This window comes from Roseateles noduli (genome assembly GCF_050626985.1).
Taxonomy (GTDB): Bacteria; Pseudomonadota; Gammaproteobacteria; order Burkholderiales; family Burkholderiaceae_C; genus Roseateles; species Roseateles noduli_A.
Genome location: NZ_CP192463.1, coordinates 5757957 through 5773518, shown reverse-complemented (window position 1 = coordinate 5773518; position 15562 = coordinate 5757957). Strand labels below are relative to the sequence as shown.

The following is a 15562-nucleotide window of genomic DNA, read 5'->3' as shown; positions in this document are numbered from 1 at the left end:
TCCAGTCTCACTTGCCGGAACGCGCGGACGCGAAACGAGTCGACGGCCCAGGGGATGACGCGCGCGAGGGACAATCGCCCGCCGTCAAGACAAGGCCGGAGCACTGTGATGCCGTTCAGGGAGGTCGTTCAGGAAATCGCGAGCACCGCGCAGCGCCGTGCCGCGCTGACGCTTTCCGTGGCGCTTCTGGTGGGCATCGCGTCGGTCCTTCCCTACGCCTCCGAGCCGCTCGTCCCGCTGCCCCACATCAGCGGCATGTATGGCGCGGCGGCGGCGATGATCAACCTGGCCACGTTCTGGCTCCTCATCTCCGCGCCCAGCCAGCCTCGATCGCATTCGGTCATCGCTGCCGCGTACCTCTACGCGGGCCTGATGGCGGTGCTGCATGTACTGACCTTCCCCGGGGCCGTGCTTCCCGACAGGCCCCTGCTCGGTTCACCGCACGCGGTCAGCTGGCTGTTCATCACGTGGCGCGCGGGGTTTGCGTGCTTCATCATCTGGGCGGCGCTCTCCGCGATGCAACCGAGCAAGGAGCCCCGGACCTTCACCTACTGGCCGCCCCTGGTCGCCACGGCGGCGGCGGTCATGGCCGGCTTTGCCTCCCAGTGGACCGATGCCGCGGCCACGCTCGACCAAGGGGGGCGGCAGTTCTTCAGCCTTTTCAGCGTCTACGGCTCCTACAGCGCGGCGGTCCTGGCAGTCCTGGCCATCGTCCTCATCGGGCTCCGCGGGCTCCATCGGCGCTCCATCTTCATCTGGCTGGTCGTCGTGCTCACCGCGGAGGCTGGCGGCGTATGGCTGAGCACCTACAGCGGTTCGCGATACACCTTGGCGTGGTACTCGGTCCGCGTCGAAGGCCTGATCGCGAGTTCGATCGTCCTGGTCCTGCTGGCCCATCATTTCCGCCGCGTCCAGCGCGGCCTCGCGGACACGGTGGCGAAACTGCTCCGACGCACCGAGGAACTTCAAGCCGCCGTGCATCAACGGGAGCGCGCGGAGCAGAAGCTCGCCCAGGCCGAGAAGCTGAGGATGGTCGGTCAACTGGGCGCGGGTCTCGCCCACGACCTCAACAACATCCTGCAGGTGGTCACAGGCCGCCTGAGCATCCTCCAACGGCGTGTCGGCGCAGCCGCCGATGCCGATGTGGCGGTGATCAGGCGCAGCGTCACCAAGGCGGAGGCGCTCACGCGCCAGCTCTCCTTGTTGTCGGCCCGTCGGGCGCTGGTGGCTCGCCCTCTGGACACCAGGATCGAACTCGAGCGCATCGCGGACAACGTTCAGCAACTGCTCGACGCCCGGCACACGGTTGAACTGCGCGCCGCGCCGAATCTGGGGCGGGTCGCCGTGGACGGCCTGGAACTGGAAATCGCGTTGACCAACCTGGTGACCAATGCGAGAGATGCGATGCCCGCGGGCGGCGTGATCCGGATGTCGGCGGAGGCGGGGGAGGACCAGCGGCTCGGCGCTGTCTGCGTCCTGCGCGTGGCCGACGACGGCGAGGGCATGACCGCTGAGGTCATCGAAAGAATCTTCGAGCCCTTCTTCACGACGAAACCGCAGGGCAAGGGCAGCGGGCTGGGCATGCCGCAGGTCGCGGCCTTCATCGAAGCCTCGGGCGGCGCGATCCGCGTGGACAGCGTCCCCGGTGCGGGCACCACCATCTGCCTGATGATTCCCTCGCGGCCAGTGGAAGACGCCGCGGAAGCGAATGCGCCCGAGGGGGACACGGTCGTCACGGCCGGCCGGGTGATCCTGCTGGTCGACGACAACCACGACGTCAGGGAAGCCACACAGCAGCTGCTGGAGTCCAGCGGATTCGTGGTGAAGGCGGTGGACAGCGGGGAGGAGGCTTTGCAGCTGCTCAGCCGCGGATTCGATCCCGACATCCTAGTGAGCGACATCGTGATGCCCCAAGGCATGAACGGGGTCAAGCTGGTCCGCGAGGTGCGTCGCGTGCGCCCCAGGATCAGGCCGGTGCTGGTGACGGGGCACAGCGACGTCGCACAGGTGGCGACGGATGAGGGGTTTCCGGTGATTGCGAAGCCGTATGACTTGCCGACGCTGCTGCAGGCGTTGTGTTGAGTTGAGGCGGTGGGGCGTGCTGCTTCAGGATGGGTCTCCGATGATCACGTTTCTAGGGACAGTCTGTAAAACCCGCTTCGCCGGACAGGTTGACACCAAGTGTTTGGCCAAGCCTGGTGCGCTGTCTGCGCAAGTGCTGGTCGGGTGAGATTCAGGCGAGTCTTGACGCGATTCTGCCCGCCGCAGCGCTCGTCTTGCGCGTGGCAGACGCATTCATCCCCGCGCTTCCAACAACCGTCGGCGCGCCATCCATAGATTGCCCAACGCGCAAAGCATCGTCAGTCGCGCCGTGTTTCTGGCGAGGCCCCGATAGCGCACCTCGGCATAGCCGAACTGATGCTTGATCAGCCGGAACGGATGCTCTCCTCCATGCGGACTCAGTACCAGATTCCTAGGTGACCACGCGCAACTTCGATACCCACTTGGATCGGGCATCAGGGCATCTCATCATCAAGTGAAGCCTTCTTGATTTCCTGCGACACCCTCGTCGTAGAACTTTTTCTTGGTAGCTTCCAGAGTCTCTGGTGAGAGCGACATTGCCTTCACTTTGATCAAATTTGAGTGAACTTAAGTATTGACGGTAAATAGTCAATATTTCTATACTTCCTTGCAAAATATGAGAAACGCCGAAGTCCGTCAAGAAATCGGAGGTCGCCTGCTGGAAGAGCGCGCCCGGCTGGGACTCACCCAGCAAGGAATGGCGGACTCCATCGGTGGCTCGCGGCTGAGCGTCATCCAATACGAAAGCGGGCGCAGCTCACCCTCGGCGGAAACCCTGGCAGCCATGGAAGCTGTCGGCGTGGACATCCGCTACGTCCTGACCGGCATGCATCAGGCGCCGTCTGGCATCGACAGGGAGCGGTTTCGCCAAGCGTTCTCGGAGGTTCAGCGTCAGGCGAAAGTGAAGCGCGAGAAGCTGACCACGGACGCGTCGCTAGACCTGGCTTGGCGCATCTACGACGCCCTCGGAGCGCTCCGACCAAATACTCGACGGGCATGAGCTTGACCACGTCGATAAAGCAAGACAGAACGAAAACAACACATGGCCGTCAAGAAGTCTGACCTCTATTCAAAACTCTGGGCATCCTGCGACGAGTTGCGCGGCGGCATGGACGCCAGCCAGTACAAGGACTACGTGCTAGTGCTGCTGTTCATCAAATACATCAGCGACAAGTACGCCGGCCAGCCATTCGCGCCCATCCAGATTCCTGAGGGCGCCAGCTTCGCCGACATGGTGGCGCTCAAGGGCATGAGCGACATCGGCGACCAGATTAATAAGAAGATCGTCCGCCCGCTGGAAGAGGCCAACCGCCTGCGCATCAAGGCCGATTTCAACGACGACGCGCTGCTGGGCCAGGGCAAGGAGAAGGTCGACAAGCTGACCAACCTGATCGGCATCTTCGAGTCCAAGGACCTGGACTTTTCGAAGCACCGTGCCGATGGCGACGACATCCTGGGCGACGCCTACGAGTACCTGATGCGGCACTTCGCCACCGAGAGTGGCAAGAGCAAGGGCCAGTTCTACACGCCGGCCGAGGTCAGCCGCGTGATGGCCCAGGTTCTGGGCATCGCCAAGGCCAAGACCAGCCCCGACACCACCGTGTACGACCCGACCTGCGGTTCGGGATCCCTGCTGCTGAAGGTGGCCGAGGCTGCAACGACCGAGGTCACCGTCTATGGCCAGGAGAAGGAAGAAGCCACCAGCGGCCTGGCCCGCATGAACATGATCCTGCACCACAACCCCGGTGCGGTGATCGAGCAGGGCAACACGCTGGCCGACCCCAAGTTCCTGGACGGCGACCAGCTCAAGACCTTCGACTACGTGGTGGCCAACCCGCCGTTCTCCGACAAGCGCTGGAGCAACGGCCTGGTGGGCGACGCCTACGGTCGCTTCGACGGCTTCGGCACCCCGCCCGACAAGCAGGGCGACTACGCCTACCTGCTGCACATCATCCGCTCGCTCAAGAGCGCCGGCCGGGCGGCCTGCATCCTGCCGCACGGCGTGCTGTTCCGCGGCAATGCCGAGGCTGAGATTCGCAAGAGCCTGGTTCGGCGCGGCCTCATCCAGGCCATCATCGGCCTGCCGGCCAACCTGTTCTACGGCACCGGCATCCCGGCCTGCATCCTGGTCATCGACAAGGCCGGCGCGGCGGCCCGCAAGGGCATCTTCTTGATCGACGCCGCCCAGGGCTTCATGAAGGACGGCCCCAAGAACCGGCTGCGCGAGCGCGACATCCACCGCATCGTCGACACCTTCAACACTCTGGACGGCAGCGACCCGCGCTACGCCCGCATGGTGGGGCTGGACGAGATCGAGAAGAACGACTTCAACCTCAACCTACCGCGCTACATCGACAGCAGCACGCCCGAAGACCAGCAGGACATCGATGCCCACCTGAACGGCGGCATCCCCGAGGCCGACATGGAGGCGCTTAGCCGTTACTGGGCGGTGTGCCCGCAGCTGCGTGCCGCGCTGTTCAAGCCCCGGCGGCCTAGGTATCTGGACCTGGCCGTGGCGCCCACCGCCATCAAGCCGACCATCCACCAGCACCCGGAGTTCCAGGCCTTCATCGTGGCCATGAACGCGCACTTCGACCAATGGCGCTCGGCGGCGGTGAAGCGCCTCAAGGCGCTGGACAAGGGCGGCTTCCACCCCAAAGACCTGATCCGCGGTGCCGAAGGCCTGCTGTCGCACTACGAACACCAGCCCACCACCGAGAAGCTGATCGACCCCTACGCCGTCTATCAGCACCTGATGGACTACTGGGCCGAGACTCTGCAGGACGACGCCTACCTCATTGCCGAAGACGGCTGGAAGGCTACGCCCTACCGCGTGCTGGAGACCAAGAAGAACACGGACGGCTCACCCGGCAAGACGGTGGACAAAGGCTGGAGCCCTCGAATGAGACTGTCGATGAATTACTCGAGGACATTGAGGCCGTCCTTCGACGTGTGGGCCGCAGGCTGATCGTGATCAGCGAGGATCTTGACCGACTGGACGCCAAGCTTGTCAACAATGTCCTGTTCACGGTCAGACGAACATTCAACCTGACCCAGGCGACATACATCCTTTGCTATGACACAGAAATGCTCGTAGCGGGGAAGGACGAAGGCACTCGTGCCCGCGAGTTCCTTGAGAAGTTCATCACTGTCAAATTCAGCCTGTTCCTGGAAGGAAAGTCGATTGCAAAGTTCCTGAGGTTGGAGTGGGGTCCGAAGTCTGCAGGCTCTCAGCTTGTTCCGTCTGGGTCGAAGCACTTCTTGTCTTTGATGCTGGAAGAGGTCGCGAAGATCTTGGAAGGCCCAGAGACGAAGCACTACATGCCGCTATTGGGCGACATGCGAAAGATCAAGCGTTTCGTCAACGCCATGGTCATGATGCGCCTGCCTGACCTAGATATCGAGCGAAGCGACTTTCACTACCGCGACCTCATCAATCTGGTTCTGATTCACCTGTTCTACCCCGGCTTGTTCAGGAGAATCTATGCGGAGGAAAGCGAGGGGCACGTTGGTATCTTCTCGCTGCAGCGAGGGGGCGATGAAAACACCGCGAATCTGGCGAACTCGGACGAATTTGGGGAGATCCTAAAGGGGCTTGAAGCGCACGCAGCCTACCTATTGCGGCAGCTCTTCGATGTCAAGACGCTAGGTTTCACCAGCTATCAGCGTCCGACCACAGGCGACTTCCGGACTCGTGCGTGCTTCAACACTGGAACCAAGAACCTCGAGAACTACCTCGCCCTGATCGTGCGGCTGGTCGTGCCGGCACCGGAGGCCACTTATCGCCTATACATCGACGCCGTGCAGGCGATCATCCGCGGCGACAAGCAGGTTGATGCGGTTCTGCAGGACGGTGAGTTTTCCTTGAGCCGGGGCGACAAGACCCATGCGCAGTTCTGGGAGGTCCTTCTGAACGAGGCACATCAGCTCAGCAGGAGTGCTGCGGGTCAAGTCATCTCGACGCTGGTGGCCTACTTGCCGCGCTACTCCAGTCATGACAAAGCAGACTACAGCCTTCGGCAGCAGTCGGTGTCATCGCTTGCTCGACTACTGGACCGCGCGGGTTTTAGCGAACCTCGTAATGGGCGGCCTCGCGATCCGGCGGAGGCGGGGGAGATTGGTCAACGAATCTTTGGACATGTGAGCGCCCATCCGAAGGCGATCATCGATCAGTTGGTAGCCGGTGATCGCGGCCCGTTAGGTTGGAATGACTTGATGCTATTGCGCCTACGCTGCAGCATCGACCGCGGCGGAAATCTCCACAGCCTCTATTCGGGGCTGCTGCGGTACGAAGATGCGAACGCGGTTGTCACTGGCCTAGTGAGTGTGCTCGCGACCAACTCCATGCGACGGCTTTCGCAGGAGATATTCAAGCGCTTCCGGGCAGCCTTCATTGACGGAAAGCTAAGCTTCTTTGCCGCGGTAAACGAAGTTTCCGACCAGGCGATTTTTGGAGATGCCGGTCCACCGGATGGCATGGACACTGAACAGCTCGCAGAGTCTGCCGCCGTTGCTCGATCGATCGTCAAAGACTTTGTAATCTACCAGCTGACCAATTCGAACGCATCGAATCAGACTGGGATCGGTTGTGGCTTCTACGATGAGGCAGGGAGCGGTGACGGCGCTGGCATTGGAAAGCTGATGAAGAGGTACCTGCTGTACTTCTGCTTCAATCCCTTGGTCCACGATTCAAACGCATTGGAGTTCGGAGATTTCTGCCTCCGGAACATGCGGCAGTCTCTGTTCGAAAGCATGGGTGAACGAACGGCTGACGTTGCGGAGGCCGCATTGACAAAGTTCTGGACGCCCGACGAACTGGCGAAGTACTGGTCGACATTTGGCCCAACTATGAAAAAGAAGTTGGGAAATCTCGACCGGAGCGTGATCTCGTCGAACTACAAGACCACATATTCGGAGTCCATGCCGTTCTTCTTTGCTGCACTGGATCGACTGGTGACGGCGGCAGCCGCCATCGACACGAAGGACTGAAGCCCAGAGCCGGCGACGAGACTCCCTGATGTATCTTCATTGGGCGCTTCTCAAAGGAGGGGGGAGGAACGCAGCGCTTTTCTCGAAGGCTGACCGTCTTTGTTTATACGGTCAACACTGCGGGGGTGGATTAGAAGTGGAAATTCCACATCGAACGGTTGCCGCAGAACACGGCTAAGCGCCTGATTTAACAGCACTTTCCGCCAGACCTCGCCGCAGGCCAGCCGGCGACACCCCCTCCCCCTCAAGACGAAATTTTGCACGCGTTTCCTGCCAAATGGCGGTACAGGACTAGGCCCGCGATACCAAACGTGCTTGATTCCAAACCGGTTCCGACGAAACATCCAATACTCGCGATTCCAGGCCGCGTTCGAGATTTATCCGTTTCGCTTCGAGCAAGCTAATACTCGACCGCCGCGTGGTGCAACCGGGGTTGAAACAAGAGAGGGCTCGGTAGCTCGTCAAACCGCTCTGCCGGGGATGCTCCAAGCGCGTGGGTGCTGCGCCCCGCTTAACGCTTTGACCAGAGCCGCATCGGCCCGCCCGAAAGCCTGTGTCCCGGACCTCGCCGCCTCATCAAGACGTCTAGAGAGACATGCTGCTGCGTCGCGCTGCTACGACCCGCACACATCAAGAAGCATTGCAGGCGCAAAACAGTATGCGTGCACTCACATCCTGAGTTCACATGGAGAGTTAGGACTGCGCTCAATAATTATTGAACCGTTCTATAACTTTTCCTAAGTTCCCGCAGACCTCGTTTCCGCATTGGCCACAACTGTCCGGAACGCCTGCCCGTCCTGACCGCCAGCGGGCCTTGAACCGGAAGGCAGCTCCGCAACGAAAGCGGACCTCTTGCATGGCAGACTTTCAGCCTTCTCTAACGCGAAGAACGCTGGCGAGATGTCGCGCGCAAGCTGCCGCTCGAGCGCGGTGAAGCCTGCATCTCCCCTTTGATGACCTACGACCTAAAGCTGCCGAAGCCGGAGGAAAACCGAGCGACGCTCGCCCTGTTTTGGGAGACGGCTCAGCCGTTGAAGCATGTTGTCGCGGAGTTACCCGACATCTCGAACGGGCACAAGATGAACATCAAGCCAGTCTTTCCCCGTTCGGCGCTAGTTCCCGGAGCCTCGCCGGTCGACTTGCTGAATGCGTCGGTCAGTTCAGAGCTGGAGCTTGTGTTTCCCAACCTCCCAGAGCCTCTCTTCGAAAGACTCGCGCTTCGGTTCCGGCCGTTCTACGCCAACGACGAAGAGGTCAATTTCCTGAAGCTACTGAACTTTGTCTCCCAGCTGAACTCGGACCTCCATCCATGGAAGAAGGAGCGGAAGGCCTCTTGGGACCGCGCTGTGTTCTGGGGCGCCATGGGCATGCCCGAACAAAAGCCGGCAGTCAAAGCGGAGGACGTCATCAAGGCCGGCCTGTATTCCCGGTACTTCCATGTGAACAAGGTTCATCGCGAGAAGGCGCTTGCCTATGAGAAGTCACTGGGTGTGGGGATGTACCGCATCGCACTGGTCTCATCGGTATGGCAGCGGTCCAACGTCGTGCTGCAGGTCGCGAACGAAATGGAACAGCTGCTGGTGAACCTGGGCATCGTGACAGCGGAAGCTGTGGAGGCGGCCAAAACGCCAGCAGTGCAACCAGAAGAGGTTTCGTTCAAGATAAAAGGCGGGCCTGGTGCCTTCCAAGCCGAAGTGATAGAGAAGCCGTAGACCAGTTGGCCTGATTTGGCCCACGGGCCGCTCGAACAATCAGTGAACGACGTTCATTCTTGACTTCGACCCGTACTCAGCGCGCGCACCCTTTTTGCCTCCAAGCTGCGGACCGCAAGCCGCATCACGCCCGTTCCGGTGCTTCAAGGCTTCTTCTTGCTATCAGCGAACCGCTGGAGGAAGCGCTCCGCCGCGCTCATAGGTTTGGACATCCCAGGCGCTGGTGCTGGCGCTGACGGCGGCGAATTCGCAGGTCCTGGTCCGGCCGCTGCTGCTGGCGAAGGTGCAGTCTTGCCGACCGGCCCTCTCCCTGCTGCGGCAGGAGCAGCGCTCCCAACGCGGGCCTCCGCGTGCTGCGCCGCCAGGAGGTCAGCAAACATCTGCGCCTCTTCGGCCGGCGTTTTTGCCGCGGGCGTCACCTCCGCAACATCCGGGGAGCCGGCGGCCTCTCGCCCCAACGCCACACCCTGCACACCCGGCACACCCTCCCGGACCGCAGCGACCGGCAGCACCGTAGCGGCCGGCGCACTTGTAGCCGCAGCCGGCGCATTGGCCGGCGGAGCGGCAGCAACATCAGGCGCAGCGGCCACCGGAGCGACAGCCGAAGCAGCGCGCTGAGCCTCCTCTGCAGCTTCCGCCCGCGCCTTCCTCTGCGCCTCCTTCCGGTTCTTCATCAGAAGCGCAATCGGGTCCTGGTCCATCGGCCTCTTCGACTTGGCAATGGCATTGGCGACCTGGCGGAACCCCTTGATGTTGGCCGTCGGCTTCTTCCTTCGGACTCCGTTTACCCGATGCAAGCGCGCAGTCATGAGTTCGAACATCGCCTGCGACACCGCTCCCGTCTTCCTCGCCTTCTCGTCGGCAATCTTGGCCCTGGCTCGAGTCACCTGCGACTCAAATCTCAGTTCCTCAAAGGTCATGCGACCGTTGCGTTTCCTACTGGTCTTGTTCGGCAGCAGCGCGTCCATCTGACCGTCATCAGTGACCCAATAGGCCACCTCCGGCCTGCTCGGGGTGTAGTAGATTTTTGTCGCGAAAGAGTCACCGAGTCGTCTGCGCTTCCGACTCATTGCCTCCGAGTTGTACACATTGCGCTCGATGGTGACTCCATCCACAGTGACAGTGCGCGTCTCATGGCTCAAGAGCTCAGTGAAGATTTCAACATCGGTTCGAACCCGATGGCGCACACCTCCCATCTTCTGAAGTGACCAGCTAAAGATGGCGTTCGAGCTGGGCTCCACGCGGTGCTTCGCGCTCTTCATCTCTGCGGTGAGCAGGTGCTCTCTGTTTCGCGCAGCATTTTTCCGAATGATGAACCGCACCAGCTTCTGCTCCAGCTGATACACGTCTTCGGATGCAAGAAGCTTCGCGAGTCGCCTCTTCTGACGCTCGTGCGTTTGATTGGTGCGCTGGTAGCCACCAGGGTCACCCGCCTGGTCCTTCTGAGCTTGGCCGATGCCCCCCTCGACGTCGCCCTTGCCTTCAGGCACCGCCGGACCTGGCATCACAAAGTCAATGTGCAGGCGGTCGTAGGAAGCTCGTGCCGCCTCAGCGGAGGCCGGCCCACCGTCGGAGTAAATCGCACGACAGATGATGTTCTCATCGTCTGGAAAGGCGTCCGGCTCGTCGATTTCGAGGTACTTCAGATGCTCGGTCTTCGACGTGAATGCGCAGTAGAGCGCGAGTCGATATCCCTCGGCCCAGTTCTCGGGTTCAAGATTGACGTGCCAACCAACAATCTTCTTGCTTCTTCGGTCGATGACAAGAATGACGGTCGCCTTCCCTACGTTGACTTTGACACCCTTCGCACCGAGAGAATCGATGAGTTCCTTATTGAACTCCGTCGCGTCCGTGTCGTACATGTCGCCCGCCTCTGGGGCTAGGTCCCAGCTCACGCCTCTCGACTCAAACACCCCCTCCTTGTCGGAATGGTGAGTTCTCAACTTCTCGAGTTCTAGCGAAATGATGAGCTTGCGTGCGTGATAGCGAAACTGCTCGTAGCTTGGCACCTTCTTCGGTCGGTTCTGGAAGAGGCCGTACTGGTTCTCCGTGTAGTACAGGACTTGCAAGTCCTCGTAGCACTCCGTCAGGTTGCGCCACTTCTTGACGTAGGACGCTCGAAGCACCAACTCGACGCGCTTGATGTCTTCCCCGTTGACGGGGCGTGTCGCGTAGTGGTCCCCGAGCAGCTTCTGCGCATCGCTCTTCGCGCCCCGCGTTCTGCCAGACAAGCGCGTTCCGCCCGTTGCGCCTTTGGATGGACGAAGCTCAAGAAGAGCGTTCCTGTCCAATCCGAACCAGGCGAACTTGTGAAGGATGCGCCTCAGGGACTGCAGATTCACTCCGACCAGAACGCAGTGCTCAAGCAGAACCTCACGGGAGGCTACCGGCGAGTAGGTGGCGGCGATGGCATCGGCTGTGACCAAGCCGGCAATCAGCTCGTACAGGTTGTCTCTCTCGGCGAGCCATACCGCTGCACTTTCGTCCGCAGCGCGCTTCTGCTCGTCCTCTGAGTTCCCGTTGACCTGCCGCGCCACAGAGCGCTCTTTCAACTCCCGGTCACTGAGGTTCATGAAGGCAGGTCTGATGGTGTCAGGGACCTGCCGAATGGCCCCGGTGCGCAAAAGCGAAAGCCCGTTGTCAAGGTCCATCTCCTCGGCTTCTCGAACGTCCCTTCGCCACTTCTTAGCGACGACCTTGAAGAGCAACTTCTTGCGCTTCACGTCCTCGCAGATGAGCCGCATGAGCTTGCTTTCACGGCCCGAGGTCTCGTAGACGGCGCCCACAAGGAAGTTGAGCTTCTCGAGGCTTTCGTCAACCATGGCTGCTAGCCCGGACGCTTCCAGCGCGGCGACGGCGCGAGCGACAAGGGCAGATATGGGTCAAGGGGCTTTCTATGGTCAAGACCCAGGTACCCCAAGTAGTAGGCCGCTGCGAAGACGAAGCCCTGGTCGTTCTCGGAGATTCCGAGCCGCCTGCCGACCATCGCGAGAAGCCGCTTGAGCGGCTTGGTGCTTGACGTGCAGTACAGCTGCGTCGCCAGTTCGCGAGCGTCGTCGTTCGCGTCGTCGATGGTCCAAGACACGGGGATGACCCATCGCCGAAGGGTGCGATGGTTCTCTACCGCCTGTTCCGGCGGTGGGTCCAGCCGGCGCCAGCCCCAGCCGCGCGGTGCGCAGTACGCCTGCTCTCTGTCGTGCTTCAGAACGACCGCCGGCTTATCCCACTGCGATATGGGCTTAGACGAGAGTGCCTCATATCTAAGGCGACGGTCGGGCGGCGTCGGTGCCCTGGTAGTCACGAAGTCCAACGTCGCCACGTTGACCCTGTTTGGCCGTTCGCCCGCCAGTACCGTCTCCTCCGCCCCTCGGTTGGAGTACCAGTAGCCCTCTCTGACGCTCAGGATGTTCCAATCGCCCTCCATCACCCAGAACGCATGCTCCTCCTCTCCAGAGGCTAGCGACAGCTTCCGACCGCACCAGACGGACTGCGATTCCTCGCGAGTGTTCAGCTTCGCCCGCAGCTCCTTGATAGTCAGAATGGTGCGGTACTCCGGACCGTCTATCTCACCATTAATGTCAGGCGGCAGCTCCGCGATTCCATGGGCCAGGAGGCGCAGTCTCGATGCAGGATGGCTCACCTTCTGCCTCTCCGCTGGTTTCGCCGGCCGCCGTTGTCACGCTTGGCACCAGCGTTAGGACCGTCGTTGGGGCCGTCGTTGGAGCCTTCGCCGGTTCCTTCCAGACTCTTCCTCCCGGCCGCGTCCACCTCTTCGGCGAGCACCTTTGCGTTGAGCTGGTTTACGTGTGTCCTCCTTAGTCCGGTACGAACCTGCGCTCGGCCCAGCGTGTGCGGGTCGCCTCTGCTCAACCGGAGGATGGATAGGGCGAACCGCTCCTTGTACTGCGCAGTGGTCTCCTCCGCCTCTTCGATGGCGGCGCGAGTCTTGGGCAATGATTTGAGGAGCTCCTCCGAGATTTCGTTGCCTCGTACCGCACGCTTCAGAAGTGCTGTCTTGGTAATCATCTTGGGGTCACGCCCGCGGTCGGATAGCAGGTCAGCAAGCCGCTTCTTCACGTGCGCCGCAGTCCGCTTGTCGAGCATCTGCAAATAAGACGCGCGCTCCTCCTCCGTGCTTGCCGCCCGACCTGCCGCCTTGGGACGACAGACGGTCTGATACCACTCCGGGTCTTGGTTTCTGACGCGCGTCACCACGCGACCAAGGTTGCGAAGGAGCTCCGAGCGACCCGCCAACGGATGGGCGTTGATGTATTCCAGGATGAGCCGCTTGTCGGAAGGCTGCATCGGCGCCTCCTTCTGCCCGCGGGGTTCACCCTTCTTGGCTGGGCGCCAGACCGCCATGTAGTCGCTGCTCGGCTGGAGCTGCTCCGGCCCCGGGAGCTTGCCCGCGCCAAAGAAGTCCAGCAGCAGGAGGTTGCGCCCTAGGACTGGCGACGTTCCGTTCATTCCGAAGACGAGCGGAAGCCAGTTCCTATTGAGCGTCAGGTCTGCGTTGAGCCGCTGCAGGACCGCCGGCGAATAGCGGCGTCTCAACTCATCGACCAAGGCTACCGTTTTGAAGCGTCCGCCGAAGGCATATCCGAACTCCTTCGCCTTCAGGTGGTAGTAGCCCGTCACTTCCCGAGCGGACCAATCTTTCATGGCACCGTTCAGCAACTGGTAGCCGAGCTGCGCCATCCGCGTCAGCACCTTTCCATCGTCTTCCGATACGGCCGGATGGCTCAGGGCTCGCTTCTGGCCGCATTTGCAACGCAGATGCGGCAGCTGCATCTGCCGACTACCTCGCTGCGAAAAGTGACAGTTACCGCAACCGACCAGGAGCGGGCAGCCGTGATGCGGACAGTATCCAAGACCGGCGAGCTGGTGCTCCCTCCGCCAGGCGCCCGCTCCTTCCTTCTGGTCCTCCTTCAGGCATTCAGGGCAGAGCGCGAACTCCGGTTTGCTCTCGATGCCTCGCCCGCCGAGCCCCAGAAGGCTGGCTACGCCCATCTGTTTTTCGCCGTCCAGCACATGACTCAGGACAATCTCTTTCGATTCAAGGGACACGAACGGCAGGTGCGCGGGAAGGCAGGTGTGCTCTTCGAGAATCTGTTCAGCCGAAGCGAACACGGGCTCGAGCTTCTCGCAGATGCCGCGCAAGTTCGTGGGCACCGTCCAGGGTGGCTGGATGACCTGCCTATCGACAAGGTCGGTCGCGAGGTCCTTCATCCGCACCCAGCCGCTCAGGTGAGTGCACTCGAAGATGTACCCAAGGAGAGAGTCGGTCTTCCTCACTGGGCGGAGTTGGGGCAGCCGCATGGAGATGGGTGAATCAAGCTTCATGGAGCAGCTCCTGCATCCTGAGAACCTCGGCCCGCGCGACGACCTCGGACACCTGAACGCCCGCAGCGTCGATGATTTCTGCGCGGAGCCTGGACTCCTTCTTCACCTGCCAGTCAGGTGCCCAGCGGCCCTCATGCCGCAGACGGCGGACCGTCCAAAGCAAGCGGCGGAACACATAGGTGCGAAGTGACTCGGTGGCCGCAGAGAGTGCGGCGGCTGTCTTTGGCATTCCGCCCGTTGGCACGTGAGCGAAGGTACGGCCAGCGTTGTGCATCACAGCGGTCACGGTTTGCTTCGGCGCTGGCGCGTACTTGGTTTGAGCCGAGGCACGCGACACCTTCTCGGCCAGAGCATCGTCCGCCCCCTGCGGCGCCCGAGAGCGCGGGGGCTTGCTCTTTCCCCGCGCAATCGGTGCGGGCATCAGCTCCTTCAGCCAGTCTCGGTCCACGCGGTAGAGGTATGCGTAGTCGGCCGGCGCCAAACCTCTCAGGTCCTTCGCCCCCATCTCCGGATGCCCTTGCACCAAGGCCGCAAAGCGTTCACGACGGAAGGTGAGCTCATCGCCGAAACGCTGAGACAGTCGCGACGTCCACGCCACTTTGAGCTCAGTAGAGGCGGAGAGGATGCGATAGACCGTCGACTGCGAGAGGCCTGTCGAACGGGCTACGGCGCCAACCGCCAGTCCGGCCCTGAGCTGCGATTTGACCTGTTTGGTGAGTTCTGACGTCAGCACCTTGGGTCGCCGGCCGACGGGGATTCCAAGCTCCATCGCGCGTTGGATGGCCGATTGGACTGAGATGCCGAACGAGCCCGCGGCCTGAGTGGGTCGCTGACCGTTGGCCAGAGCGGCGTCGAGCTCGGGGGAGCGGATGTCTCGCCTAGGCTCCCAAAGAGACGGCTGAGACGTGGGCTCGAGCGCTTCCAGTGCGCTGATGAGGATTGCTGCGACCGATGGGTGAAGCGTCCCGCGCCCGTTCCACAGCGGTGCAAGCAGCGCCTCTGCCTTCGCATGAGTGCTGAGGAGGTTATCCAGCTCAGGATGCTCAAAGCGGCCCTGGCTGAACTGCACCAGGTGTGTGACCAGCGCCTTCCTGCGGATGCTGCCCTTCGACGTCACCAGCCCGCGAGACTGAAGGAGCGCGCCTAACTCGTTGAGCAAGTTCCGTCCACCGAACAGCAGACTCTCGGCGGAAGCGGTGAGCTGCAAGCTCCCCTCTTGTCGGCATGGTATCAGCGGTCTGTTCACCAGATTCCGAGCGCTTACTGGGGTCCAGTGACCGCACCTCTGGAGCGGCTCCCCATGGTCGGAGCAGCGTGTTGCGAACGGAAGCAACCAGTGGCGCAACACCACCGAATGACCGAGCGTCCGCTGGAAATGAGCCTCACACTCTGCGCAGATGAGCGGAGGGGCGGCCAGCCACTCGTCGACTGCGACC

General features: G+C 61.7%; 9 protein-coding genes and 1 pseudogene. 5 read left to right on the top strand and 5 right to left on the bottom strand.

Annotation, left to right across the window (positions count from 1 at the left end; translation table 11 throughout):
* The first annotated feature begins 108 nt into the window (after positions 1-108).
* On the top strand, positions 109-2082 hold the full coding sequence (locus tag ACQ4L4_RS25220; protein ID WP_431101531.1) for an ATP-binding protein: 1974 nt from the start codon (positions 109-111) through the stop codon (positions 2080-2082).
* Between the two features lie 213 nt (positions 2083-2295).
* Here ACQ4L4_RS25220 and ACQ4L4_RS25215 read toward each other — a convergent pair.
* Positions 2296-2445 (bottom strand): annotated as a pseudogene (locus ACQ4L4_RS25215) (IS5/IS1182 family transposase); the annotation flags it as partial.
* A 253-nt stretch (positions 2446-2698) separates the two neighbouring features.
* Here ACQ4L4_RS25215 and ACQ4L4_RS25210 point away from each other — a divergent pair.
* The 4 genes from ACQ4L4_RS25210 (at position 2699) to ACQ4L4_RS25195 (ending at position 8783) form a co-directional block, all read left to right on the top strand.
* The gene (locus tag ACQ4L4_RS25210) at positions 2699-3082 is read left to right on the top strand and encodes a helix-turn-helix domain-containing protein (protein WP_431101530.1); all 384 of its coding nucleotides are present in this window, start codon (positions 2699-2701) and stop codon (positions 3080-3082) included.
* A 42-nt stretch (positions 3083-3124) separates the two neighbouring features.
* Entirely contained in the window at positions 3125-5050 is a 1926-nt protein-coding gene (locus ACQ4L4_RS25205) for a type I restriction-modification system subunit M (RefSeq protein ID WP_431101529.1), read from the top strand.
* Positions 4972-7071, top strand: coding sequence for a P-loop NTPase fold protein (locus tag ACQ4L4_RS25200; RefSeq protein WP_431105013.1), 2100 nt, complete (start codon positions 4972-4974; stop codon positions 7069-7071). The genes ACQ4L4_RS25205 and ACQ4L4_RS25200 overlap by 79 nt, the downstream gene beginning before the upstream one ends.
* Positions 7072-8024: 953 nt before the next feature.
* Positions 8025-8783, top strand: a complete 759-nt coding sequence (locus ACQ4L4_RS25195) for a hypothetical protein (protein WP_431101528.1) — start codon at positions 8025-8027, stop codon at positions 8781-8783.
* A gap of 143 nt (positions 8784-8926) precedes the next feature.
* Here ACQ4L4_RS25195 and ACQ4L4_RS25190 read toward each other — a convergent pair whose 3' ends face one another.
* Genes ACQ4L4_RS25190 through ACQ4L4_RS25175 form a run of 4 tightly spaced genes read right to left on the bottom strand, consistent with a single transcriptional unit; the run spans position 8927 to position 15333 of the window.
* Entirely contained in the window at positions 8927-11605 is a 2679-nt protein-coding gene (locus ACQ4L4_RS25190; protein ID WP_431101527.1) for a hypothetical protein, read from the bottom strand.
* Positions 11606-11610: 5 nt separating this feature from the next.
* Complete coding sequence (locus ACQ4L4_RS25185) at positions 11611-12423, bottom strand: hypothetical protein (RefSeq protein ID WP_431101526.1); 813 nt, start codon at positions 12421-12423, stop codon at positions 11611-11613.
* A complete protein-coding gene (locus ACQ4L4_RS25180) occupies positions 12420-14126 on the bottom strand; it encodes a TniQ family protein (protein WP_431101525.1) in 1707 nt (568 codons plus the stop codon). Before ACQ4L4_RS25180 ends, ACQ4L4_RS25185 begins: the two co-directional genes overlap by 4 nt.
* A complete protein-coding gene (locus ACQ4L4_RS25175; RefSeq protein WP_431101524.1) occupies positions 14116-15333 on the bottom strand; it encodes a TnsD family Tn7-like transposition protein in 1218 nt (405 codons plus the stop codon). Before ACQ4L4_RS25175 ends, ACQ4L4_RS25180 begins: the two co-directional genes overlap by 11 nt.
* Positions 15334-15562: the final 229 nt, after the last annotated feature.

Coding starts and splice junctions, on each gene's coding strand:
- ACQ4L4_RS25180 (WP_431101525.1), bottom strand. CDS start 14,126: ATGAAGCTTGATTCACCCATCTCCATGCGGCTGCCCCAACTCCGCCCA.
- ACQ4L4_RS25205 (WP_431101529.1), top strand. CDS start 3,125: ATGGCCGTCAAGAAGTCTGACCTCTATTCAAAACTCTGGGCATCCTGC.
- ACQ4L4_RS25210 (WP_431101530.1), top strand. CDS start 2,699: ATGAGAAACGCCGAAGTCCGTCAAGAAATCGGAGGTCGCCTGCTGGAA.
- ACQ4L4_RS25190 (WP_431101527.1), bottom strand. CDS start 11,605: ATGGTTGACGAAAGCCTCGAGAAGCTCAACTTCCTTGTGGGCGCCGTC.
- ACQ4L4_RS25195 (WP_431101528.1), top strand. CDS start 8,025: ATGACCTACGACCTAAAGCTGCCGAAGCCGGAGGAAAACCGAGCGACG.
- ACQ4L4_RS25220 (WP_431101531.1), top strand. CDS start 109: ATGCCGTTCAGGGAGGTCGTTCAGGAAATCGCGAGCACCGCGCAGCGC.